At 69.1% G+C, this 24,306-nt stretch carries 17 protein-coding genes; 10 read left to right on the top strand and 7 right to left on the bottom strand.

Features of this window, described 5'->3' with window-relative positions:
- The 3 genes from KUM40_RS41950 to KUM40_RS39020 all read right to left on the bottom strand — a co-directional run.
- On the bottom strand, window positions 1-239 hold a 239-nt coding region (locus KUM40_RS41950), incomplete at its 3' end, for a methylmalonyl-CoA mutase family protein (protein WP_254396368.1).
- 107 nt (window positions 240-346) lie between these two features.
- Complete coding sequence (locus tag KUM40_RS39025; protein ID WP_217171123.1) at window positions 347-622, bottom strand: DUF5988 family protein; 276 nt, start codon at window positions 620-622, stop codon at window positions 347-349.
- Window positions 623-1,172: 550 nt separating this feature from the next.
- Window positions 1,173-1,526, bottom strand: coding sequence for a helix-turn-helix transcriptional regulator (locus KUM40_RS39020; RefSeq protein WP_217171121.1), 354 nt, complete (start codon window positions 1,524-1,526; stop codon window positions 1,173-1,175).
- A gap of 88 nt (window positions 1,527-1,614) precedes the next feature.
- On the opposite strand from KUM40_RS39020, the gene KUM40_RS39015 reads away from it, so the two are divergent.
- Window positions 1,615-2,391 carry an SDR family oxidoreductase gene (locus KUM40_RS39015; RefSeq protein ID WP_281907658.1) on the top strand — a complete coding sequence of 259 codons (777 nt, stop codon included), beginning with the start codon at window positions 1,615-1,617 and terminating at the stop codon, window positions 2,389-2,391.
- A gap of 62 nt (window positions 2,392-2,453) precedes the next feature.
- Here the strand turns inward: KUM40_RS39015 and KUM40_RS39010 are convergent, their stop codons facing one another.
- Together KUM40_RS39010 and KUM40_RS39005 are read right to left on the bottom strand one after the other, a co-directional pair.
- On the bottom strand, window positions 2,454-3,935 hold the full coding sequence (locus KUM40_RS39010; RefSeq protein WP_217171117.1) for an NAD(P)-binding domain-containing protein: 1,482 nt from the start codon (window positions 3,933-3,935) through the stop codon (window positions 2,454-2,456).
- Between the two features lie 36 nt (window positions 3,936-3,971).
- Window positions 3,972-4,136: a hypothetical protein gene (locus KUM40_RS39005; RefSeq protein WP_217171115.1), complete on the bottom strand. Its 165-nt coding sequence runs from the start codon at window positions 4,134-4,136 to the stop codon at window positions 3,972-3,974.
- A 502-nt stretch (window positions 4,137-4,638) separates the two neighbouring features.
- Between KUM40_RS39005 and KUM40_RS39000 the strand changes: the two genes are divergently transcribed.
- From KUM40_RS39000 to aepY, 4 genes are all read left to right on the top strand, one after another.
- Window positions 4,639-11,658, top strand: coding sequence for a type I polyketide synthase (locus KUM40_RS39000; RefSeq protein ID WP_217171113.1), 7,020 nt, complete (start codon window positions 4,639-4,641; stop codon window positions 11,656-11,658).
- Window positions 11,659-11,684: 26 nt separating this feature from the next.
- Window positions 11,685-12,725 carry a ketoacyl-ACP synthase III family protein gene (locus KUM40_RS38995; RefSeq protein WP_217171111.1) on the top strand — a complete coding sequence of 347 codons (1,041 nt, stop codon included), beginning with the start codon at window positions 11,685-11,687 and terminating at the stop codon, window positions 12,723-12,725.
- A gap of 85 nt (window positions 12,726-12,810) precedes the next feature.
- On the top strand, window positions 12,811-13,506 hold the full coding sequence (locus KUM40_RS38990; protein WP_281907655.1) for a DedA family protein: 696 nt from the start codon (window positions 12,811-12,813) through the stop codon (window positions 13,504-13,506).
- Window positions 13,503-14,606 (top strand): phosphonopyruvate decarboxylase, encoded by a 1,104-nt coding sequence (aepY, locus tag KUM40_RS38985; protein ID WP_217171108.1) that lies wholly within the window; start codon window positions 13,503-13,505, stop codon window positions 14,604-14,606. The genes KUM40_RS38990 and aepY overlap by 4 nt, the downstream gene beginning before the upstream one ends.
- A gap of 71 nt (window positions 14,607-14,677) precedes the next feature.
- Here the strand turns inward: aepY and KUM40_RS38980 are convergent, their stop codons facing one another.
- Both KUM40_RS38980 and KUM40_RS38975 read right to left on the bottom strand, forming a co-directional pair.
- Window positions 14,678-15,079, bottom strand: coding sequence for a helix-turn-helix transcriptional regulator (locus KUM40_RS38980; RefSeq protein WP_217171106.1), 402 nt, complete (start codon window positions 15,077-15,079; stop codon window positions 14,678-14,680).
- A 111-nt stretch (window positions 15,080-15,190) separates the two neighbouring features.
- On the bottom strand, window positions 15,191-16,756 hold the full coding sequence (locus KUM40_RS38975) for an MFS transporter (RefSeq protein WP_217171104.1): 1,566 nt from the start codon (window positions 16,754-16,756) through the stop codon (window positions 15,191-15,193).
- 744 nt (window positions 16,757-17,500) lie between these two features.
- Between KUM40_RS38975 and KUM40_RS38970 the strand changes: the two genes are divergently transcribed.
- The 5 genes from KUM40_RS38970 (at window position 17,501) to KUM40_RS38950 (ending at window position 24,126) form a co-directional block, all read left to right on the top strand.
- Window positions 17,501-18,229: a hypothetical protein gene (locus KUM40_RS38970; protein WP_217171103.1), complete on the top strand. Its 729-nt coding sequence runs from the start codon at window positions 17,501-17,503 to the stop codon at window positions 18,227-18,229.
- A 108-nt stretch (window positions 18,230-18,337) separates the two neighbouring features.
- Window positions 18,338-20,860 (top strand): molybdopterin-dependent oxidoreductase, encoded by a 2,523-nt coding sequence (locus KUM40_RS38965; RefSeq protein ID WP_217171101.1) that lies wholly within the window; start codon window positions 18,338-18,340, stop codon window positions 20,858-20,860.
- Window positions 20,861-20,915: 55 nt separating this feature from the next.
- Complete coding sequence (gene aroA / locus KUM40_RS38960) at window positions 20,916-22,238, top strand: 3-phosphoshikimate 1-carboxyvinyltransferase (RefSeq protein ID WP_217171100.1); 1,323 nt, start codon at window positions 20,916-20,918, stop codon at window positions 22,236-22,238.
- Window positions 22,235-23,770, top strand: a complete 1,536-nt coding sequence (gpmI, locus tag KUM40_RS38955; RefSeq protein ID WP_217171098.1) for a 2,3-bisphosphoglycerate-independent phosphoglycerate mutase — start codon at window positions 22,235-22,237, stop codon at window positions 23,768-23,770. The genes aroA and gpmI overlap by 4 nt, the downstream gene beginning before the upstream one ends.
- Complete coding sequence (locus KUM40_RS38950; RefSeq protein WP_217171097.1) at window positions 23,767-24,126, top strand: hypothetical protein; 360 nt, start codon at window positions 23,767-23,769, stop codon at window positions 24,124-24,126. The genes gpmI and KUM40_RS38950 overlap by 4 nt, the downstream gene beginning before the upstream one ends.
- Window positions 24,127-24,306: the final 180 nt, after the last annotated feature.

Genomic DNA, 24,306 nt, shown 5'->3' with positions numbered 1-24,306 from the left:
AGGCCCATGGTGCCGTTGGCGATCAGCTGCTTGTAGCGGGCGTTGGACTCCGTCGCCGTGCCGAAACCGGCGTACTGGCGCATCGTCCACGGCCGGCCCGTGTACATCGACGGGTACACGCCCCGGGTGAAGGGGTACTTCCCCGGCTCGCCCAGCTGCTCGGCCGGATCCCAGCCCGCCTGGGTGTCGGGCCCGTAGACCGGTTCGATGGGCAGCCCGGACTCCGACTCGCGCGCCATGTGAGGGGACCTTTCGTGGGGCGTTGGGTGGAGGAGGTCGGCGGCGCCGGCCGGCGACGGTTGTCCGTTGCCGCAGGTGCGCCATGCTTGTGGCGTGGGGGAGCGCTCTACTCGGCTATGTAGGTCCGGTAGATCCACGCGTAGACGCGCAGGGAACGTCCGTCGACGTCACGTACCTCGGAGGTCGCCTCGAAATGCTCGTAGCGGTTCTGGACACTGAGCTTGACCCGATCCGCGAACTCCGCAACCTGGTGCACTCGCAGGTCCTCCGGGACGTCCTTTCCACCTGACAGGAAGATGTTGGGCTCCGCGGGACGGCTGTCGTCACTTCGCAGGATGTTGTCGGGGCGGGCCTGAGCAGTGCTGAGGATGGTGCTGGTCATGTGCGAGTCCTCTCACGCAGGGCGCTGTGAACAGCCGAACTGACAGGGGTGGGGAGGCGCGGCCGTGTGGGCGGCGCATCGGTGATCGATGGTGCGGAGGTTCCCTGCGCGTCGATGCGTCAGGGGACACAACGGTCGTAGAAGCGCCACTAGGGGCTCCCGCGACTTCGCTATATCGACTGTTGCCGAATCAAGGATTAGCTTGGCGTCGATCTGTGGCGACTGTCAACCACTTCCCGGAACTCGAGGATGCCGATCCTTCCGGGAGGGGTGGAGGCGGACGACACCGGCAGGAATGCAAGGCACGTGGCGGCATGGCTGCGGATGCGGGCACGCGCAAGAAGGCTGTCTGGGCGACGGAGCCGGAGAGCAGGCCAGGGATTTCCACGGACGCTGCGGCGGGCCACCGGGTGTCCGGACTGCCGCATGTCGAGTTCGCCCAGCAGGGTGCCGTACCGCTCAGCTGCCGGCGGCAGGGCATGGCTCAGGTGCACGTGGCGGGGAGGCTCAGCCGCCTACGGCACGGCTCGACAGGGCGTCGGAGTGCGGTTCAGTCGCGGGCAGTGAGGAATCCGGACAGTGCGGCAAGGACTGCAGGGGCGAGCCGGTAGTAGACCCAGGTGCCACGCCGCTCCGAAAGCAGCAGGCCTGCTTCGCGTAGCTTCTTCAGGTGGTGGCTGACGGTGGGCTGGGAAACCCCGACATCGGCAATGTCGCACACGCAGGCCTCCCCGTCAGGATGGGAAGCGACCTTGGAGAACAGACGTAGCCTCACCGGATCACCCAGCGCCTTGAACATGGCGGCGGTGACCTCGGCTTCCTCGTCTGTGAGCTCCCGGTCCGTAAGGGACGGGCAGCACGGTGGAGCGGCGGTGGTGGCCGCCAACTGCGCTAGCTTCGACATGCATCTATGTTGACACCGGTTCCGCCTCCTGCCAAGATCGCTTGATTAGATGTCCATCTAATCATTAGCTGGGGGAAGCATGACAGACGTGCGCACCGCCGATGAGGAAGGGCCTGCGAGGACGGCCGTCGTCTCGGGGGCCAGTAGTGGGATCGGTGCGGCTACCGCACGGGCACTGGCTCGCGACGGCTTCGAGGTCGTTCTGACCGCCCGCCGGACCGACAGGCTGGAGGCCGTCGCCAAGGAGATCAGGGACGATGGGGGAGCGGCCCGGGTCTTCCCGCTGGACGTGACCGACCGGGAGGCAGTCCTCGCCTTCGCCGGCCAGGTGCCGGCGTGCGACGTGCTGGTCAACAACGCGGGTGGAGCCTACGGAACGGAACACATCGAGAACGCCGATCCAGGCGACTGGCGGTCCATGTACGAAGTGAACGTCGTCGGTGCGCTGCACATGACCCAGGCGCTGCTCCCGAGCCTGAGAGCCTCTGGTGACGGAGTCGTGGTCGTCATCTCGTCCACCGCCTCGTTCACCTGCTACGAGGGCGGTGGCGGTTACAGCGCCGCCAAGCACGGCGCCCATGTACTGGCCGAGACTCTGCGTCTGGAGGTCTGCGGGGAGCCGCTGCGGGTGGTTGAGGTCGCTCCAGGCATGGTCCACACCGAGGAGTTCGCTCTCAACCGCTATCGCGGGGACCTGAACAAGGCCGAAGCCGTCTACGCCGGGGTCGCCGATCCGCTGGTCGCCGAGGATGTTGCCGACGTGGTGACATGGGCGGTGACCCGGCCGCCGCACGTGAACATCGACCTCCTGGTGGTGCGGCCCCGGGCGCAGGCGGCGCAGCACAAGGTGCACCGCACATCCTGATACCGGACCGTCGCGAACGAGGTTGCCTCTCCTCGCGGGGGAGGCAACCGCGTTCGTGTTGTTCAGCAGCCGGAGGCGCCGGGTACGTCGAACATGTCGGCTGCGTACGCGGCCAGCTGCAGGGCGGCCGTGTGGTCGATGCCGAGTTCCGTGGCAGCGGACAGCACGGCGTCCGATGCGGTGGCCGAGGTGCCCAGGTGCTTCGCGGTCACGTGCAGGAGCTGCTCGTGCTGGTCCGTGGTCAGGCCCAGGCGCAGCGCCAGTGCCTCTCCTCCGGCGGTCACCGAGCACACCCCGGTCTCGGGCAGCTGCAGTTCGACCGACTGGGCGGCTTCCATGTCACCGGCCAGGGCGGCGGCGATGGAGCGGACCTGCTCGTAGCCGGTGAGCATGAGGAAGGTCGGGGCGCGGCCGTAGCTCTTCATGCCGACGGCGAAGTAGCCGGGTTCGGGGTGAGCCAGTTCACGGTAGCCGTGCGGGGTGACGGTGCCGCAGGAGTGCTGGTTGGGGTCGATGAGCGGGGCCAGCGCGCGGGGCGCGGACATGATCGGGTCCAGTTCCAGGCGCAGTTCGTCGGCGATGCGGTAGTCGGGCCGGAAGCCGGTGGCCGCGACGATCCGGTCGGCAGTGAGGGTCTGCTCGGTGCCGTCCCGGCCCCGGGAGACGAGTTCGACCTGGTCGCGCGCGGGATCGCTGCCCAGGACTCGGACGGCGTGGGTGCGGAAGTTGGCGGCGAGGGTGACACGGCCGGTTTCCACGAGCATCTTCAGACCGGAGCCGATGGCGCCACGAGCGGGCAGCTCGTCGTCGCTGCCACCGCCGAAGGAGCCGGCCGGGTCGGCGCCGCGGATGGCCCAGGTGATGGTGGTGCCCGGTACCGCGTCGGCCAGTTCGGCCAGGGCCAGCAGGGTGTTGGCCGCCGAGTGACCGGCGCCGACCACGACGGTGTGACGGCCGGCGTGCTGGTCGCGGTCCGCCCCGAAGGCGTCGGGCAGGCCGTGGTTGATCCAGGCGGCGGCATCCTGCTCACCGTGGGCGGGCAGGCCGTTGGCGCCGACGTGGTTGGGCCGGCTCCAGGTGCCGGAGGCGTCGATGACGGCGCGAGCGAGCAACTCTTCGCCGTCGGCCAGACGCAGGGCGAAGGGGGCTGCTTCCCGGCCGGCGGTGCGCAGGCGGTCGATGCCCAGCCTGCTGATGGCGGTGACGGCGGTGCCGTAGCGGATATGTGCGGCGAGGGCGGGCAGTTCAGCCAGTGGCTGGAGGTACTGCTTGACGAGTTCGCCGCCGGTGGGCAGGCCGGAGGCGTCGGGCTCGTCCCATCCGGCCGCTGCGAGCAGACGGCGCGCGGCGGGGTCGGTGTTGAACTCCCAGGGACTGAAAAGCTGGATGTGGGACCAGGCCTGCACGGCCGATGCAGCGGCGTCGCCGGCTTCCACGACGACGAAGGGGACGTTGCGTTCGGCCAGGTGCGCTGCGGCGGCCAGGCCGACGGGGCCGGCTCCGATCACGGCGACGGGGAGACGGTCGGGGCTGAGGTCAACCACGGTGCGGTGTCCTTTCACGAAGGGCGGAGGCGGGAGTCAGGCGTCGCGCGCGGCGCCGGGTGCGGGCGTCACGAGGCCCTCACCGCTGTCCGCCCGCACATGCCGCTCGGTTCGCTGCTCTGCCCGCTGTCGCCATGCGGCGATCGCGGCACAGCAGGAGCTGGTCTGCTCGGCACCAGCGGGGCCGGCGAGTTCGCTCATACGGGTCGGCTCCTGTCGCGGCGGTTCAGACGGCGACACGGGAGCGAGCGCATCACAACCGCCTATATAGATAAACAACGAATCAGGACTCCAGGTTCGCCCCTGTTTCGATGAATGTCAACCTCACGTCCTGGCTTGACGGGGTGTGACGAGCGTCACCCCGCGCCGCGTTGCGTAGGCACCTCACGTCGGGCCAATCTCGATACATGTCGAAACAGCGGGGGTAGCGGCACAGGGGACACTCACCCAGTGCCACAGCAACATCGGGGAACAGCGGCTGTGCCGATAGCCGCGTCCGGCCCGTGAACGGTCAGTGCACTCGCCCCGCACGTGACCGCTCAGCCAGCGGAGCCGACACTTCCCCACTGTCACTCCCGTTCTGCCCACGGTATGTGCGCCCGCCACCGGGCCGGTTCCTGCTGCCGGTCCGCCGCGTCCGTACCGCAGTTCCTTCCGTGCTGCTTCACCAGTGAACGGCTTCGCCATGCCCGGAAGGACATTCATGCCTCACGACTCCACCCGCGCGGCTGAGACCGCCAGTGAACCGATCGCCATCATCGGCCTGGCCGGACGGTTCGCCGATGCGACCAGCCCCGAGCAGCTCTGGGACATGCTGCTCCAGGGCCGCGACGCCATCACGGACATCCCGAGCGAGCGCTACGACATCGATGCCGTCTACGACCCCACACCCCGCACACCCGGCCGCTCGGTGAGCCGGTGGGGCGGCCTGCTGCGCGACATCGACGCCTTCGACGCGGAGTTCTTCGGCGTCTCCCCCCGTGAGGCCGACCGTATGGACCCCCAGCAGCGGCTGCTGCTGGAAGTCGCCTACGAAGCCCTTGAAGACGCAGGTCAGCCGCTTCCCCGTATCGCGGGCACCGACACGGGCGTGTTCATCGGGCAGCTGGGCGGTGACTACTGGCATCTGCAGTACGACAACCGTGATCAGCTCGACCTGTACGCCATGACCGGTGCCGCTTCCCGCGCCATCACCTCCGGCCGCCTGTCCTACGCCTTCGACCTGCGTGGGCCCAGTTTCACCGTCGACACCGCCTGCTCCTCCGCGCTCGTCGCGGTACACAACGCCATGCAGGCGATCCGGCTCGGCGAGTGCCCCATGGCGATAGCAGGCGGCGTCAACCTCGTGCTGCTGCCGGAGGAGGGGGTCGTCTACTCCGGCGCCGGCATGCTCGCCTCCGACGGCCGCTGCAAATTCGCCGACGCCTCCGGTGACGGCTTCGTCCGCAGCGACGGCATCGGCGCGGTCATCCTCAAACCGCTGTCGGCCGCTCTCGCCGACGGCGACCGTATCCGCGCGGTCATCCGCGGCTCCGCCGTCGGCAACGACGGCCAGAGCAGCGGCTACCTGGTCACCCCCGCCGTCGAGGGCCAGCGCGACGTACTGCGCCGCGCTTACGCCAACGCCGGTGTGGACCCGGCCGACATCGACTACATCGAGGCCCACGGCACCGGCACCAGCGTCGGCGACCCGGTCGAGCTCGAGGCCCTGGCCGACATCGTCGGCCCCCGCTCCTCTGACACGCGCTGTCTTGTCGGCTCGGTAAAGACCAACATCGGACACGCCGAGGCGGCTGCCGGGATGGCCGGTCTGATCAAGGCCGTGCTGTGCCTGGAGCACAAGACGGTCCCGCCCAGCCTGCACCTGAAGAACCCCAACCCGGCAGTGGACTGGGACGCCCTGCCACTGACCATTCCCACCCAGGCCACACCGCTGCCCGAGCAGGACCGGCCCGCCATCGCCGGGGTCTCCAGCTTCGGCTTCTCCGGCACCAACGCCCACCTCGTCCTGGAAGCGGCGCCCGAGCCGGCCCCCCGCGCCGCCGACGCCCCGACACCGGGCTCCCGCAGCGAGCTGCTGGTGCTGTCCGCGCTCAGCCCCGAAGCCCTTGCCGACACGGCCCGCGCCATGGCCGACCACCTCGAGGGTCCCGGCGCCCGGCACACCCTGCGCGACATCAGCCACTCCGCAGCACTGCGCCGCACCCACCACGACGCCCGGCTCGCGCTGGCCACCGACAGCCACGCCGAGGCCGTCGCCGCGTTGCGGGGCTTCGCCGAGGGTGACAACGAACCGGGTCTGTCCTTCAGCGACTACACCGACCCGGAAGTGGCGCCCCGGATCGCGTTCGTCTTCCCGGGCCAGGGCTCGCAGTGGCCGGGCATGGGCCGCGAACTCCTCGACACCGAGCCGGTCTTCAACCAGACCATGCAGGCCTGTGACGAAGCTATCAAGGCCGAGACCGGCTGGTCGGTCATCGAGCTGCTTCGCTCGGCGGACGAGGAGCGGCTCAAGCAGCTCGACGTCATCCAGCCCACCCTGTGGGCCATGGAGATCGCCCTGGCCGAACTCTGGCGGTCCTGGGGCATCGAGCCGGACGTGGTCATCGGCCACAGCATGGGCGAATCCGCAGCCGCCTACATCTCCGGTGCGCTGTCGCTGCCTGACGCCGCAGCGGTCATCTGTCGGCGCAGCCGCCTGGCCAAGCGTCTCTCCGGGCGCGGCACCATGGCCTGGGTCGGTCTGCCCGCGGACGAGACCGCCGCCGCACTGGCCGGTCACGAGGACAAGGTGGCGGTCGCCGCCATCAACAGCCCCACGTCCACCCTGCTGTCCGGCGACGTCGACGCTCTCACCCAGGTGCTGGCCGCCTTCGAAGCGCGCGGTGTCGACAACCGTCGCGTCAATGTGGACTTCGCATCGCACTGCCCGCAGATGGACGCCCTGCGCGACGACCTGCTCGCGGAGTTGTCCCACATCTCCCCGCGCGCGGGCCGCATCCCGCTGCACTCCACCCTCCTCAACGAAGTGATCGACGGCTCCGGCATGGACGCCGACTACTGGGTACGCAACATCCGTCAGCCGGTCGACTTCGTCGGCGCGGTCCGCGGCCAGCTCGACCTCGGCGACACGGTGTTCGTCGAGGTCAGCCCCCACCCGTTGCTCGTGGCCGGCATCCGCGAAACCAGCCGTACGTTCACTGGCGCGGACACCACCGCGGTGGGCAGCCTGCGCCGCCACACCGACGAGCGCACCGCCCTGCTGACCTCGGCCGCCGCCCTGCACACGGCCGGCGCCAAGCTCGACCTCGACACACTGACCGCCGACGCCCACTATGTGCCGCTGCCGACCTACCCGTGGCAGCGGACCCGCCACTGGATCAGCCCTGGCCACACCCTCACAGCACCCGCCGCCGCACCTGCTGAGCAAGAACCGGGCCGACAGCCCGCTCATCCGCTGCTGGGCCGGCCGGTGCCCGCCGAGGGCACCACCCTCGTCTGGCAGGGCCCTGTGCGCCTGACCGACAACGCCTACCTGCGCGATCACCGCATCCAGGACACGATCATCCTGCCGGGCACCGCCCACCTCGAACTCATCAGTTCAGCCGCGCGCACCGAACTGGGTTCCAGCGCGCTGTCGCTGAGCGACGTGCACTACCACCGCGCCCTCTTCCTGGACGAGGGCGGACCCGCACCCGAGGTCCAGGTCACCCTCACCCCCAGCCCGGACGCCTCACTGCACTGCCGCATTTACAGCCGGGACGACGACACCGAAGACTGGACCCTGCATACCGAAGCCACCGCCCGCGCCGTACCCGATGCCGCTCCTCAGGTCGGCGAACCGCTCCAGGAGATCCGCGCCCGCCTGCCGCAGCACCAGGACGCCGACGACTTCTACCCGTGGAACGCCGCACGCGGAAACCAGTGGAACGGCACCTTCCAAGGCATCACCGAACTGTGGCGCACCGACGGTGAAGTCCTCGCCCAGCTGACCTGTCCCGCCACGCTCGTGGACAGCCTGGCACGCCACCACTTCCACCCGGCACTCCTGGACGCGAGCGGACACGCCATGGCCGCCGCCCGCCCGCTGACCGCTCCCGGTGACGAAGGCGTCTTCGTTCTCGGCGGCATCGACGAAGTCCGCTTCTACCAGCGGCCGTCCGCCCAGTTGTTCAGCCACGCCAGGCTGCTGCCGTCCCCGCGTGAGGACTCCTTCGTCGCCGACATCGACATCCGTGCCGACGACGGCGCTCTGATCGCCCAGATGCGCGGCCTGCGCCTGCAGTACCTGGCCGGCCACGCCCCCGGTCTGCTCAATCCCCACACCGAGGACTCCATGACACCACCGCACACCACCGCCACTCCGGCTTCCCCGCCCAGCAGCACCCGTGACACCTGGCTGCACACGCTCACCTGGGACCAGGCGCCCCTGCCCGCCCCCGACACAGCCACCACCGACACGGACGGGTTCTGGCTGCTGCTGACCGACAGCGGGTCCACGGGGCGGGCCCTGGTGCGGGAACTGAACGGCCGGGGGCAGCGCGTGGTGGCCGTCACTGCCGGTGCGGGCCAGCTGGCAGGGGGCGGCGACCGCTACCGCATCGACCCGTCGGACGAAGGGCACTACCGCGAGGTCCTGGTAGACGTCGCCCGCTACGGCGCCTGCCGCGGCATCATCCACCTGTGGGCCCTGGACGCCCAGGCCGGTCTGGACGCCACACCCACCGAGATCCGCCGCGCTCAACTGCTGGCCGCGCACAGTGTCCTGCACCTGACCCACGCTCTGGAGAAGGAGTCGCTCGGAAACCCGCCGCTGTGGCTGGTCACCCAGCTCTCCCAGGCCACCGGTACCGCGGAGCAGGTGCGCCACCCCCTCCAGGCCATGTTGTGGGGGCTGGGCCGCACTCTGGCCGCCGAGGCCCCCGCGCTGCACCCACGGCTGGTCGACCTCGACCGGTCGGCAGCCGGCGTCCCCGCCCTGACGGAGCTGCTGCTGCACCCGGACCAGGAGGACCAGATCGCTTTGCGTGACGGTCAGCGCCTTGCAGCCCGGCTGCGCCCGGCGGACTCCATAGCCCGTCCGCCGCAGGCGCTGTCGCTGCCCGCGCCCGGTGTCATCGACGACCTGCGGCTGCTCGACACGCCCTCACGTGCCCTCGCCGCGGACGAGGTCCGTATCCAGGTCAGCCACGCCGGCGTCAACTACCGTGATGTGCTGCTGAGCCTGGGCATGTACCCCGGACAGGACAACAGGCCGCCGGTGATGGGCTGGGAGTGCGCCGGCACGGTCATCGAGACCGGCCGCGCCGTCACCGACGTCGTGGTGGGCGATGAGGTCATCGCCTTCGCCGAAGGGTCCCTGGCCTCCGAAGTCGTCACCCCCGCGTGCCTCACCGCGCCCAAGCCGTCCCGGCTGACCGCGGCCGAGGCGGCGACACTGCCGGCCGCCTATCTCACGGCCTACCACGCCCTGCACGACATGGCCCGCTTGGAACGCGGCCAGAAGGTCCTCATCCACACCGCCACCGGCGGCACCGGGCGAGCGGCGCTGAACGTCGCCCGCTGGAAGGGGGCCCGCGTCTTCGCCACCGCCGGCAGCGACGCCAAGCGGCAGCTGCTGACCGACCTCGGTGTGGAGCAGGTCGCCGACTCCCGCAGCCTGACCTTCGCCGAGGCCTTCAAGCCTGCCGTCGGCGAAGAGGGGTTCGACGTCATCTGCAACACCCTGGCCGGTGAGGCCATCGAAGCGAACCTGTCGCTGATGGCCCCGTACGGGCATTACCTGGAGCTCAGCAAGCGCGACATCCTCGACAACAACGCGTTGCCGCTGGGCGCCTTCGCCCGCAACCTCTCCTTCCACGCCATCGACGTCGTGCACATGATCCAGTACGCCCCCGAGCGCGCCGGCCGGGTGCTGCGGGATGCCGCCGCCCTGGTCGACAAGGGCGACCTGGAGGCGCTGCCGCATACGGTGTACCCGGTGGAGCAGGCGGCCGACGCCTTCCGCCTCATGGCCCAGGCACGGCACACCGGCAAGATCGTACTGTCGTTCGATCAGGCGCCGACTGTGACAAGCGGACCGCGCGGCCGGGCTGTGACCGTGCACGCCGACGGCACCTACCTGCTCACCGGGGGCGCGGGCGGCATCGGCGGCCGACTGGCACTGTGGCTGGCCGACCAGGGGGCCCGCCACCTGCTGCTCACCGGCCGCAGCACACTCCCACAGTGGGACTCGGCATTGGATGCGAACCATCCGCAGGCCGCCGCTGTCGCTGTACTCAGGCAGTTGCGTGAGCGCGGCGTGCACGTGACCTATGAGGCAGTGGATGTCGCTGACGCCCAGGCGATGCGGACGATGCTCGAAGCCCGGCGCCACACCGGACTGCCGCCCGTGCGTGGCGTCTTCCATGCGGCCGGGGTCATCGATTACACCCCGCTGAGCGACATGAGCGGTGCCGACATGGACCGGGTGCTGACGGCCAAGGTCTCCGGGGCGTGGAACCTGCACCGGACGCTGCGCGAAGAACCGGTGGACGCGTTCGTGTTGTTCTCCTCCGGTTCGGCCCTGCTCAGCTCTCCCATGCTGGGCGGATACGCGGCCGGCAACGCCTTCCTCGACGCGCTGGCCCACCACCGGCACGCCCAGGGGCTGCCTGCCACGGTCGTCAACTGGGGTTTCTGGGACAGCGTCGGCATGGTGGCCCGCAAGGAAGAGCAGGAAGAACGCACGCTGCTGCCGCAGGGCATGGCTTCTTTCAGCCCGACCGACGGGCTGGCACTGCTGGGCAGGATCCTGGCAGAGGGCAGGGTGCAGGCCGCGGTGTTGCCGGCCGACTGGCCCGTGTGGGCCCGTGCGTATCCGAGTGCCGCGACAGCTCCGCTGCTGCAGCACCTGACCGGCGGCGAGCGGTCCGGGCAGCAGGAATCCGCCCGTGAGGAACGGCTCGTCGAGCCGGTCACGCCGTCTCAGGCCGCGGAGCCTGCCGTACCGCGCCCGGCCGCCCCTGCGGTCGTCGCGGAGCCGGTGGCCGTTGCCCGGCCCGAGTCGCAGGCCCCGGCCTCCGGACCGGCGACGCCCAGCAGCGAACTGCTGGACTTCCTCAAGCAGGAAGTGGCCGTGGTCATGGGACTGCGCGCCGAACGGGTCAACGTCAGTCGGCCGCTGAACCGGCTCGGCATGGACTCCCTCATGGCCGTCGAACTGCGCAACCGCATCGAACGCCGCTACCAGGTCAAGCTGCCCATGGTGCAACTCCTCAAGGACGGCACCGTCACCAGCGTCGCCCAGGCCCTGGCTGCCGAACTGAACTCGGCAGACGCCTCGGCCCACGACGCACCGGCGCAGACTGCTGCCGCACCGGCCGCACCGCGCCCCGAGGCGACTGCCCCGGCCACTGAACCGGTCGTCGCGGAGCCGGTGGCCGTTGCCCGGCCCGAGTCGCAGGCCCCGGCCTCCGGACCGGCGACGCCCAGCAGCGAACTGCTGGACTTCCTCAAGCAGGAAGTGGCCGTGGTCATGGGACTGCGCGCCGAACGGGTCAACGTCAGTCGGCCGCTGAACCGGCTCGGCATGGACTCCCTCATGGCCGTCGAACTGCGCAACCGCATCGAACGCCGCTACCAGGTCAAGCTGCCCATGGTGCAACTCCTCAAGGACGGCACCGTCACCAGCGTCGCCCAGGCCCTGGCCGCCGAACTGAACTCCGCAGACGCCTCGGCCTGACCGAGCGAGGGACGAGGACCGACTTCATGAAGACCACTGACATTCGCATCGCCGGACTGGGCACGCACATCCCTGAGATCGTCGACGCCCGTAAGGCCGTCGCGCTGGGCTTGTACGACGCCGACGAATACGAGTTCTACGGCTGGACCGGTGCCGCGGTCGCCGACGACATGCCCGCTCCGGACATGGCGATCTCCGCCGCCCGGCAGGCCATGGAACGCTCCGCGCTGCATCCGCACGACATCGATCTGCACATCCACGCCTGCGGGCACGAACAGGGACCCGAGGGTTGGTCGCCACAGCACTACATCCTGCGGCATCTGACCGACCGCGACGTTCCCTCCTTCCGTGTCTGGCAGGCCTGCAGCGGCCTGATCGGCTCTCTGGAGCTGGCCGCCTGCTACCTCAAGGCCGTGCCCGAACGCGGTGCCGCTCTGCTCACCGGCGCCGACAACGTCGGGACCCCCAACTTCAACCGGTGGGCCTTCGGGATCCAGAACGGTGTCCTCGGCGACGGAGGCAGCGCGATTCTGCTGTCGAAGACCGAGGGGTTCGCGAGCCTGCTGTCCATCAACACCGGGTCCACCGCCGAGGTCGAGGAGCAGTACCGCGGTAGCGAGCCGCTCTTCCCGCCGTCGCTGACGGTCGGCCGCGGCATGGACTTCAAGGAGCGCCTGGCCGCCGCGGGCGGGCTGGAGGATACCGTCGCCGAGGTCGTGCGCCGCCAGGGTGAGCTACGAACGGAGATAGCACTGCGCACCCTGGCCGAGGCCGGACTGGAACCGGACGACGTCACCCGTGTCTGCCACGTCTTCACCGGCCAGGAAAGCTATCTGAAGGTCATCCTCGACCCGATGGGTCTCTCCACCGACCTGGGCCTGCTCGACTTCGGCCGCAATCTGGGCCACATGACGGTCAACGACCAGATCGTCGGCCTGACTCACCTGGTGGAAACCGGGCAGGTCGGCCCCGGCGACCACGTCCTGATCGTCGCCCACGGTGGCGGGGTGTCCATCACCTGCGCCGTCGTACGCATCGACCAGCGGCCCGGCTGGGCCGCCGGCTGATCAACCACGCCCGTCTGCCGGCCCCGCCCACGGGGCCGGCAGACGGCATGTCCGCTTGCTCGCACCACCGTCCTGGGGGGCACCCGTGCAAAACCTCGCCTCATCACCCTTGCTCGACGCCGAAGCCCTGATTTCCGGCTTCGGCCTGCTGGGCATCATGGCCACCGTCTTCGCCGAGTCCGGCCTGATCGTCTGCTTCTTCCTGCCCGGCGACTCGCTGCTGTTCACGGCGGGTCTGCTTGTGGCCAACGACCAGTTCCTCAACCAGCCCCTGTGGCTGGTCATGCTCGCCATCGCAGTGGCCGCAGTCCTGGGTGACCAGGTCGGCTACGCCTTCGGCCGCAAAGTGGGTGGTGCTCTCTTCAGGCGTCCCAACTCACGGTTCTTCAAACAGGAGAACGCCGAACGGGCTCAGCAGTTCATGCTCAAGCACGGCCCCAAGGCTCTGGTGATGGCCCGTTTCATCCCCGTCTTCCGCACCTTCATCCCCATCACCGCCGGCATCGGACGCATGGCGTACCGCACGTTCTTCCTGTTCAACGTGATCGGTGCGGTCCTGTGGTCGGTCACCTTGACCCTGGTCGGCTACTACCTGGGCCAAATCGCCTTCGTCCGCGACAACATCGAAGCCATCGTCATAGGCATCGTGCTCGTCTCCGGCATCCCCATCATCATCGAAGGCATCAAGATGCGACGCCAAGCCCGCAGTGCCCAGGCCGCGGACCAGGCACCGTCCACCGCATCCGCCGCCACCCTCGAAAAGGAGCTGCCCCGCATATGATCTCCGCAAAGGAATTCTGCGACCTTCTCGCCGACCGTGGCTTCACGTTCGCCAGCGGCGTTCCCTGCTCCCATTTCGGTGGGCCGATCGCGCATCTGAGTACCCAGCCCGGCCGCTACGTCCCCGCGCCGAACGAAGGCAGCGCAATGGCGGTGGCCGCCGGCGCGTCCCTGGGCGGACAGCGTGCCTACGTGATGCTGCAGAACTCCGGTCTGGGCAACCTCATCAACCCGCTCACCTCACTGGTGATGACCTACCAGATGCCGATCCTGACCTTCACCAGTCTGCGGGGCTGGCCCGACCCTGCCACGGACGAACCCCAGCACGCCGTGATGGGGCCGGCGACGCCCGGGCTTCTCGACAGCGTCGACACCCCGCACCACACCCTGTACGCGCAGGACGGGGTCGAGGAGTTCTCCGCGGTCCTGGAGCAGGCAGAGAAGGATCTGGCCGGTCAGCGGGCGCCGTTCGTGCTGGTCGAACGCGGCGCCATCGGCAAGGCCACCGCGGCCAACGCCCCGCACACCGAGGGGCTGCCCGCCTCGGAGGCGATCCGAATTGTCACCGCCGCTGCGCCGCAGGCCGCTGTCATCGCGACCACCGGCTTCACCGGCCGCGACGCGTTCGCCGTGGCCGACGCACCCGGCACCTTCTACATGCAGGGCTCCATGGGCCACGCCTCCTCCATCGGCCTCGGCGTGGCGCTGACGCATCCTGAGCGGCCCGTAGTGGTCCTGGACGGGGACGGTGCACTGCTCATGCACCTGGGCACGTTGTCGATGATCGGCAGTGAGGCACCCGCCAATCTGATCCATGTCGTGCTCGACAACCGGGTACACGAGTCCACGGGCGGGCAGGCCACCACTTCGGCGACCACCTCGTTCCCCGACATGGCGCTGGCGGCCGGATACGCCGGCGCCGTCGTCTGCGACAGTGAGGACGCGCTACGGTCTGCGATGCTGCAGGCCCAGGCTGCTGCCGGCCCGTACCTGGTCTGTGTCAAGACGCTGCCTCGCACGGGCGCTGTTCCACCGCGCGCGACCAATGCGCTCAGCACGCTGGACATCCGGGACCGCTTCCAGAGCGATCTGCAGCAGTAGCTCGCCCCGGACTGATGGGGGGTGTCCCGCGCGTCGCGTGGAACACCCCCCGTTGTCAGGCCTTCGCGGCTTCAGGCCCCTTTGGCCCTCGCGGGCTCGTCGACCCCGGTCTGGAGGCAGGCCGCCACCGTCTCGGGGTCCATGGCGGCCAGGCTGGCGAACATGCGCAGCGGTTCGGCCAAGGTCTGGCAGCACATCACGTACTGGTTGCTCCGCCCCTTGGGAATCGCCTCGACGAGGTTCTGTTCCCGCAGCGGAGCCAGATGGTGGCTGACCAGGGTCTGGCTCAGGCCGGTGGCCTCCTGCAACTCCTTGACCGTGCGGGGACGCTGAGCGATCAACAGGATCAGCATGAGCCGGGTCTCGTCTGCCAGGGCACGCAGTTTGGGTGCCAGCATTTGTGCCCGCTCGTGCTCGCTGAGCCACTGGTCAGGATCACTGACCGCCACCCTGAGCTTCGATGGCCGTGCCATCGCCACCTCCCTCTCGCCCGTGAGCCGGCCGTCCGGCCCGGTCCCCGTCCTGGCGTGCGGGCCGGGGCGGGCTGTGGAGTCGATCCTATGCACTTGTCACTCCCCAGTTCTTCAGGAGGCGGCAGGTACGTCGGCACCGCCGCTGTGGGCGCTGACTTCGGGCTGTTCTGTATCGTCGTCGTCGGTGACACGGCCCCGGGGCAGAATCAGCGCGGCGGCGACGGCACCGACGGCGGCGACTCCGACGGCGATCAACAGGGTGGTGGCGAACCCTCCGACGAACGACTGCTGCGCCGCATCGAGGACACGCTGGCCGGCAGCACCACCGAGCTGCTGGGCAACTGCCGACGCGCCGCTCAGGGACTCGTGTACCGCCTGCCCGGCCTCGCCCGGCAACTGGGCGGCCTGGGGCAGGTCGTCACGGTACAGCGTGGTGATCACACTGCCACTGATGGCGATACCGAGTGCGCCACCGACCTGCATGCCGACATCCGCGACCGCGGACCCGGCGCCCGCCTGGCGGGCGGCGGAGACGACGAGGATGGCGTCCACGGCAGCCGGCAGGGCGACACCCATGCCCAGACCGAACACGGCCAGCCCGATGAGCGCCTGTGTCTGGTCGTCGACGGAGAGCCCGGCCAGGACACCCAGCCCCGCCGCACACAGCAGCAGACCGAGCACCGCCGTCGTCTTCAGCCCCGCGCGCTCCACCAGCTTCGCCGACAGAGGAGCGCCCACCATCATCGTGCCGATGGCGAGCATGCGCAGGCCCGCGCCCAGCGGGTCGAGTTCGAGTACCGACTGCAGGTACTGGGTGAGCAGGTACAGGCCGCTGTAGAGGCCGAAGGAGGTGCAGGCGATGGCCAGGGCGCCGCCGCCGTAGCGGGCGTTGAGGAACAGACCCACGTCGAGCATCGGATGGGCGGTTTTCCGCTCCCACACAACGAAGGCGACCATCAGAACCACGCCGACGAAGAGAGAGCCGAGTGTGATGACGTCGCCCCAGCCGTTGTGCGGGGCCTCGACCAGGCCGTAGACGATCGTCACCAGGCCCGCCACCGAGAGAAGGGCGCCGACGAGGTCCAGTCCGGGGTGGCCTTCAGCCTTGGACTCGGGGATCAGCTTGGCTCCGCCGATCAGGGCGATGGCCGCCAGGGGGACGTTGATGAGGAACATCGAACCCCACCAGAAGTGTTCCAGCAGCAGGCCGCTGACGAGCGGGCCGAGGGGCACACCGACCGCGGCTGCGCCCGACCAGATACCGATGGCCTTGCCCTGCTCCTCACGCGGGAAGACGTCCTTGATGATGGCAAGGGTGGCGGGCATCATCAGCGCTGCCGAGATACCCATGAGGGCGCGGAAGGTGATCAGCGTCTCGGCGTTCGAGGCAAACGCGGCGCCCAGGCTGGTCAGCGCGAAGGCGCCCGTGCCGATGGAGAGAAGCCGTTTGCGGCCGAACCGGTCGGACAGACCACCGGCCATGAGCAAGAGCCCACCGAAGGCCAGGGCGTAGGAGTCGACCATCCACTGCAACTGGCTGCTGGTGGCGTCCAGGTCCTTCTGGATGCTGGGCAGGGCCAGGTTCAGGATGAGGGTGTCCAGACCGATCAGGACCAGGCTCAGACACAGGATGTTCAGGATCTGCCATCTGCGGGGATGGCCGGCGGAGCTGTTCACTTACTTCTCCTCGAACGCAACAGGTTGGCGCCCCGTAGGGCGGCCGGGGCCGGCTGTGCCCGCGGGGGTAGGACAGCAGGCCGACCACCGGCCACGCCCAACTAAACAGCATCAGTCCCTATCAACAGTCAACGCTGGTGATAATGGCGCACTTTGTGCGCCGCTTCCGGCCATCTCGGCTGGTCGTTCGCAAGTCACGCTCATTTGGGTCCAGTTGTCGCTCTGGCGTGCTCAAACAACCCCGGCGCGACGGGCCGGTCACGAAGGGGCGCACCCGGACAGCGACCGCCGACCGTCGGCGAGTCCCGACAACATCGCTGATGGGACCGCCATTGCATGCACCGCTCACCTCGCTTCCTGGGCGCAGTGGAGATGGCGCGATCGTTTCCAGTGCTACCGCGAGATACTCGAATACTTTGACCGTCATCGATAAGTTGGTCGAGAAGCAGCACGGAGGGCCTGCAACGGGCCCTGCACGGGGCGCCAAGGGGTCGGGGGCTGGAAGACATGCGTACATCCGATAGGCGGCGACTCGCAGCCGCACCACCGCCAACGCGGCGATAGCACCCCACCACTTTTTCTGTCACGGAACCCGTGCGTGGCGGCACGGTCGTGACATCACCTCAGGCACCACACCAAGCTCGCGCAACGGAGTGCTCGGCACGCGCTCTGCTGCGCCCACATGGCTCGAACTGTCACTGGCGAAAGCAGTTCAAGGCCTTCCTGTACTTGAAGGGGACATCGATGTCAGTCCACGCCCAGCCACGCCTTGCCCTGGTGGGAGACCACGGCAATCACGACGAGCCGTCCCACCCGAAGATCGACGCGATGCGTGAGCAGTGGGACCTGACCACTGAGTGGATACCGACCACCGAGATCGACGACGCCTCCTTCCTGAAGGGCTTCGACGGCGTATGGGTAGTACCGGGGGCGCCGTACTTCAACCAGAAGGGCGTACACATCGCCGTGCGCCATGCTCGGGAGAACCAACTGCCGTTCCTGGGCACCTGCGGCGGCTTCTTCAGCGCCCTGATCGAGCACGCCCAGAACGTGCTGCACCTGCCGGAGGCAATCGGCGTCGACGACGACCCCGAGAAGCTGATGCCTCTCGTCACCCCGCTGAAGTGCTCCTTCCGTGGAGAGAAGGCTCCCTTGCGGGTCAAGGAGAATTCCCGGCTCGCCGCCATCTACGGCACGACCGAGGTGGAGGAGATCTTCCACTGCGACTACGGGCTGACCGACACGTTCATGAACGCCGCCAACGAGGGGTCGCTGCAGCTCAGCGCCTGGGACAGCGACGGCGCACCGCGCGCACTGGAGATCACCGGGCACCCGTTCTTCATGGGCAGCCTCTTCCAGCCTGAGCTCTCGTCCGCGCCAGGAGCCGAACACAAGATCCTCAAGGCCTTCCTGGCTGCCGTACGTACCAACGCCGACGTCGACGCCAACGCTCTGCCGACGCTCACCCTCTGACCCAGGCGGCATCTGCTTGTGACAAGGCCGTGCGGCGTGGCCGCACGGCCCGGGCACCGCCATGCCCGCCTCGTTCCCCACACCAGGCGGAAGGACCCCCACGTCTCTATGAAGCATGATCAGAACGGCCTGTCCCGGCGCGGCTTCGTCCGCGGCAGCGTCATCGGTGGGGCCGGCCTTGGAACGCCGGCCCTGTTGCCGGTGATATCCGCACACGCCGGCGAAACATCCGCCGCAACAGGTGGGCCATCCGCTGCCGGTGGTGTGACAGTCGCAGGCTTCACCGACCAGTCCGCTGCGCTGACGCCGGACAAGACCGTCGCCACGGCCTGCCAGTTCTGCAATGCCAACTGCCGGCTCAACGTCGATCTCAAAGCAGGCCGGGTACTGGCCGTTCGAGGCGAGGACCGCGACCCCGTCCAACAGGGACAGGTGTGCGTCAAGGCCGAGATGATGCCCCAGCTCGTCTACAACGCCGAACGACTGACCCGTCCGCTTCGCCGCGTCTCCGGTGCGAAGGGCTCACGGCACTCCAAGTTCGAGGCCGTGAGCTGGGAGGAGGCCCTGCGCACGATCGCCAAGAAGTTTCTGGCGCTGCGCGACGCCGGGCAGGCGCACACCATCGCCAACCGCACCACCGGCCGGATGCCCCGAGGTACTGGTTCGCTTGTGGCCCGTATGTTCGCGATGCTGGGCAGCCCCAACAACACCGATGTCGGACCGGTGTGCAACGACGCCGGCGGCAACGCCCTCACGACGACCTTCGGTCTGGGCAACTTCACCAACGGGTACGGGACCGACGGCGCGACCGGCGAGGACGACCTCGGCTCGGCCCGCCACTATCTGTTCCTGGGCACCAACCAGGCCGAGACCCACCCGGTGACCTTCGACTACCTGCTGCGCGGCCGCAAGAAGAACAACGCGACTCTGACGGTCGTGGACCCGCGTCTGACGCCCACCGGAGCCGCCGCCGACCGCTGGGTGGCGCCAAAGCCGCACACGGACCTCGCGCTGCTGTTGGCCATGCTCCACCACATCGTGCAGGAGAAGCTGTACGACAAGGCGTTCGTCAAGCGGTGGGTGGCAGGTTTCGACGAGTTGTGCGTACATCTCGCCAAGCACCAGTACACCCCCGCGTGGGCGGCGAAGGTAACCGGAGTCAAGGCCGACGTCATCATCGACATGGCGGTGGAGTACGCGACGGCGAAACCGGCAGCGATCTTCTGCAACGCAGGTATCTCCCACCAGCTCGGCGCCTTCGACACCTACCGGGTGGCCACGTTCCTGGCGGCGGTGACCGGCAACATCGGGCAGCCGGGCGGCGGCTGCAACTTCATGCACAACACCTGGCCCGGCGACCTGCACCTGCGTCCCCTGGACGTCGACGTGCCCGAGCGGCGCGAGGCGCTGCCGGTCGGCCCGGACTACTTCGCAGAGTCCATCCTCACGGACAACCCCTACCGGCTGCGCGCGGTGGTGACCCAGGGCAATCCACTGGTGTCCTCCGCCAACACGACCAAGGTCAAGAAGGCCTTCGAGCAACTCGACTTCTACGTCTACACCGGCCTGTTCATGGAAGAGGCCGCGTACTACGCCGACGTCATCCTGCCGGTCTGCAGCGGACTGGAGATGGAAGGCGTCTACATGCGCCGCGACGACCGGGCCATCCGCTGGCAGGACCAGGCCGTCGACCGGGTCGGCGAGTCCCGGCCGGACTGGGAGATCTGGGTCGGTCTCGCCCACGCCCTGGCGGAACTGGACACCCACCGTCCCGCCGCCGAATGGCGCGCAGCCTTCCCGAAGCGATGGATGGACTACCGGCAGCTGTGGGCCGACTTCGTCGCCCACACCCCAGGCGTGGGCGGAATGACCCGCGCCCGGATGCGACAGCGTACCGAGCCGCTTCGCTGGCCGTGCCCCACCGAGGACCACCCCGGAGTGAGCACCCTCTACCTGGACCACCCCAGCTGGTACCGGGCCGCCGAGTCGCTGGACCCCGCCAACCGGGGCAAACGCTTCCTCACGCCCAGCGGCAAGGTCGAGATCACCACTCCGGTCCTGGAGAAGAAGCTGGCGGTCACCGGACACAGCGCTCTGCCGATCTTCTACACGCACCCCGAGGTCACCGGCAAGAACCCGACCCTGGCCTACAGCCGCAAGTTCGTCACCAACCCTCTCAACCCGCAGGCCGTCACCCATCCGGTCCGACTGGGCGTACCCGGAAGTGACGCGGTGCACCGTGACTTCCCGCTGATGGGCATGACCGGCCGGCCCAGTGTCGTCCACTTCGCCGAGGTCACCCACTGGACGCCGACGGGCAAGCAGCTCAACGGCATCCGCTTCATCCAGATCCACCCCGACACGGCACGCCGCTCCGGCATCGCCGACGGCGACGACGTCCGCGTTGAAAGCCCTCGCGGATCCGTGACGGGCACCGCGCTGCTGTGGGAGGGGATCAGAACGGACACCGTGTTCGTCCCCAACACCTTCGGCCCTGCCCAGAAGCAGGGTGACCTCTTCGACGACCCACGCTACGAGGCGGCCAACACGCTCCCCGACGACCGCTTCTACGACAACCTCTCGGGCCAGCAGGCCTTCAAGTGCTTCGCCTGCCGGGTCGTCAAGGCCTGATCCATCGAACGAGTACCGGCTCCACCCACCCGTTTCCCACTGCTGGAGGCAACGCATGTCCGCCACGCCCGACCCGCGCCTTGAGGCCGAGTCCGTCACCGTCCGGACATTGGCCGGTTTCGACGAGACTGTAAGAGTCCTCGGATCCAAGAGCTACACCAACCGCTACCTGGCCATCGCCTCCCTGTCCGGGCAGGAGACGGTCATCGACGGCGCGCTGTTGTCCGACGACACCGTGTACCTCTCCCGCGCCATCGAGGCGTTCGGCCACGTCACCTGTGACATCGACCACGCCACTGCCCGCATACGCGTCACCCCCACGGGCCAGGCCATGCGGGCCCCCGGCGAGGAGATCTTCGTCGGCGGTGCCGGCACGCCCCTCCGGTTTCTGATCTCCATGGCCGGGCACGCCGAGGGCACCACGGTCATCAACGGCAACGCCCGCATGCAGGAGCGCCCGATGGGCGACCTGCTCAAGGCACTGCCCGCGCTCGGCGTGGACGCCACCGCGGTGCGCGGCAACGGCAGCCCGCCCATCCGGGTCGTCGGCGGCTCCTTCAAGGGCGGCGCCACCTCCATCAGCGGCGCCGTCTCCAGCCAGTTCACCTCGAGCCTGATCATCAACGCGCTGCGCGCCCAGACCGACACCGAGATCACCATCAGCGACGAGCTGGTCTCCAAGCCGTACGTGGAGATGACGCTCGCCGCGCTGAGCGAGATGGGCGTGAACGTCGGCCGGGACGGATACCGGCGCTTCACCGTCCCGGCCGGGCAGCAGGCCCGCGGGGGACAGGTCACCGTCGAACCGGACGCCTCAGGCATGTCCTACTTCCTGGCGGCCGCCGCCATCCTGGGTAGCCGCGTCGTCATTCCGGGCATCGGTTCCGGCTCCCACCAGGGCGACGTCCACCTCGTCCGGGCTCTCGAGCAGATGGGCTGCCGCACCGAGGTCGGCGACGACTCGATCACCGTGACCGGCGGGTCCCTGCGCGGCATCGACATCGACATGGAGGCGATGCCCGACGTCGTGCCCTCCCTGGCCATCGCCGCCGCCTACGCCGAAGGCACCACCCGCATCACCAACATCGCCTCCCTGCGGGTCAAGGAGTGCGACCGCATCGCCGCCGTCACCACCGAGCTGCGCAAGATGGACATCGAGGTCGAGGAGCACGAGGACGCGATGTACATCACCGGCGGCACCCCGCACGGCGCGACCATCAACACCTACGACGACCACCGCATCGCCATGACCTTCGCCATCGCCGGTCTGCGCACCGAGGACGTGGTCATCAAGGACCCCGGCTGCGTCGCCAAGTCCTTCCCCACCTTCTGGCAGACCCTCGACACCCTTCACCCCGACCTGAAGAGCACCAAGTGAGCGCGTCCGAAGCGGTGTTCGCCGGCCCGGGACTTCTGCTGGTCCTCGACGGATGGGGCCACGCGGACGCGTCCGACGACAACGCCCTGACGCTGGCGCGTACCCCGGTCCTGGACGAACTGGTGACCCACCGCCCGAGCACGCTGGCCAAGGCCTCGGGCGACGCGGTCGGCCTGCTCCCCGACACGGTCGGCAACTCCGAGATCGGCCACATGGTCATCGGAGCCGGACGGCCCCTGCCCTACGACAGCCTCCTGGTCCAGCAGGCCATCGACACCGGCACCCTGCGCACACATCCGCGGTTGGACACCCTGCTGGAAAGGATCACCGCTTCCTCGGGCGCGCTGCATCTGATCGGTCTGTGCTCGGACGGGCAGATCCACGCCAACGTCGAGCACCTGAGCGAGCTGCTGGCCGCCGCGGCCGCACACCAGGTACAGCAGGTCTTCATCCATGCGATCACCGACGGCCGGGATGTGGCCGACCACACGAGCGAGACCTACCTGACCCGGGTGGCCGAACTGGCCGCCCGGGCCGGAGCGGGGCAGATCGCCACCGTCATCGGCCGCGGCTGTGCCATGGACAAGGCCGGCAACCTCGATCTGACCGAGCAGGCGGTCACCTTGGTCGCCGACGGGCGCGGCGTGCCCGCCGACAGCATCCACGCGGCCGTCAGCGCCGGTGAGCGCGGCGACGAGTGGGTCCCTGCGACCGTGCTCACAGCTGTCGGACACGCGAGCGTCGCCGACGGGGACGCGGTGGTGTGGTTCAACTTCCGCAGCGACCGCATCCAGCAGTTCGCCGACCGCCTCAGCGAGCACCTGACGGCCACCGGCCGCTCGGTGGACATGGTCAGCCTGGCCCAGTACGACACCCGCACCGCCATACCCGCTCTGGTCCAGCGCGCGGACGCCTCCGGCGGCCTGGCCGACGAGCTCGCCACGGCCGGGCTGCGCACGGTCCGCATCGCCGAGGCCGAAAAGTTCGAGCACGTCACCTACTACATCAACGGCCGTGACGCCACGGTGCGCGGCGGGGAGGAGCACGTGCGCGTCACAGGGGACGGCAAGCCCGACTACGTCGCGCGTCCCCGGATGAACCTCGACCGCGTCACCGCAGCAGTCGTCGAAGCCGCCACCCGCCCGGAAGTCGACCTGGTCATCGCCAATCTGGCCAACATCGACGTGGTCGGGCACACCGGCAACCTCACCGCCACCATCACCGCCTGCGAGGCAACCGACGCCGCGGTCGGCCAGATCCTGGACGCGGCCGGGGCCAGCCACCGGTGGGTACTTGCCGTCGGTGACCACGGCAATGCCGAACGCATGACCAAGCAGGCACCGGACGGCACCCTGCGGCCCTACGGCGGGCACACCACCAATCCCGTGCCGCTGGTGATCGTCCCTCCGGGCACCGACACACCGCCACTCGCGCTGCCGCAGACGGCCACGCTGGCCGATGTCGCCCCCACCGTCCTGCACCTGCTGGGACACAAACCCGGATCCGCCATGACAGGAAGGACCCTGCTGTGAGTCCCCTCGCCTCCGCACCCACCTCGGCCCTGTCGCATCAGACTCCGGCTCTGTCCGGCTGTCTCGACAGGCCCCACATCGCGGCCGCCTTCGCGGAGGACGCCACCATCCGCAATCTGGCCGCCGACAGCATCGAGGGCGTGCTCCATGAGCCCGCCGACCGCTCGCGCGTGGTCCTCGGCCTGCACAACCCGTCCGCGACCGAGGCCCGTATCAACCTCAGCACCCTGCTGCCCGAACGCGCCGACTGCACCTGGCACTTCCTCAGCGGCTCCGTGCGCACCAGCGAGGCAGCCGACGGTATGTACGTCCACTTGGACGCAGCCGGCACGGCGTGGCTCACCGCAGCCCCGTAGAGGAGAGCGTCGGGGTCCGGACCACCTGACGTCTGATCACCCCGCGCCCGGGTGCTGACGGGCATGAGCCCGTCAGCACCGCCTCGCCAGATCCGCAGCCTGCGCGGGGCAGCCCCCTACGGGTGCGCTGTCCCGCATTCCTCTTTCAGGGCACCGCCATCCCCGAAGGATCTGACATGC

Source organism: Streptomyces sp. AC512_CC834 (assembly GCF_019049325.1).
Classification (GTDB): domain Bacteria; phylum Actinomycetota; class Actinomycetes; order Streptomycetales; family Streptomycetaceae; genus Streptomyces.
Note: the sequence above shows the minus strand (reverse complement) of the source record. Positions and strands in the feature narration are given on the sequence as shown.

What these genes read in the sequence shown, in the direction of transcription:
- KUM40_RS39025 (WP_217171123.1), bottom strand. Translation starts at nt 622, where the DNA reads ATGACCAGCACCATCCTCAGCACTGCTCAGGCCCGCCCCGACAACATC.
- KUM40_RS39020 (WP_217171121.1), bottom strand. Translation starts at nt 1,526, where the DNA reads ATGTCGAAGCTAGCGCAGTTGGCGGCCACCACCGCCGCTCCACCGTGC.
- KUM40_RS39005 (WP_217171115.1), bottom strand. Translation starts at nt 4,136, where the DNA reads ATGAGCGAACTCGCCGGCCCCGCTGGTGCCGAGCAGACCAGCTCCTGC.
- KUM40_RS39000 (WP_217171113.1), top strand. Translation starts at nt 4,639, where the DNA reads ATGCCTCACGACTCCACCCGCGCGGCTGAGACCGCCAGTGAACCGATC.
- KUM40_RS38995 (WP_217171111.1), top strand. Translation starts at nt 11,685, where the DNA reads ATGAAGACCACTGACATTCGCATCGCCGGACTGGGCACGCACATCCCT.
- aepY (WP_217171108.1), top strand. Translation starts at nt 13,503, where the DNA reads ATGATCTCCGCAAAGGAATTCTGCGACCTTCTCGCCGACCGTGGCTTC.
- KUM40_RS38980 (WP_217171106.1), bottom strand. Translation starts at nt 15,079, where the DNA reads ATGGCACGGCCATCGAAGCTCAGGGTGGCGGTCAGTGATCCTGACCAG.
- KUM40_RS38970 (WP_217171103.1), top strand. Translation starts at nt 17,501, where the DNA reads ATGTCAGTCCACGCCCAGCCACGCCTTGCCCTGGTGGGAGACCACGGC.
- KUM40_RS38965 (WP_217171101.1), top strand. Translation starts at nt 18,338, where the DNA reads ATGAAGCATGATCAGAACGGCCTGTCCCGGCGCGGCTTCGTCCGCGGC.
- aroA (WP_217171100.1), top strand. Translation starts at nt 20,916, where the DNA reads ATGTCCGCCACGCCCGACCCGCGCCTTGAGGCCGAGTCCGTCACCGTC.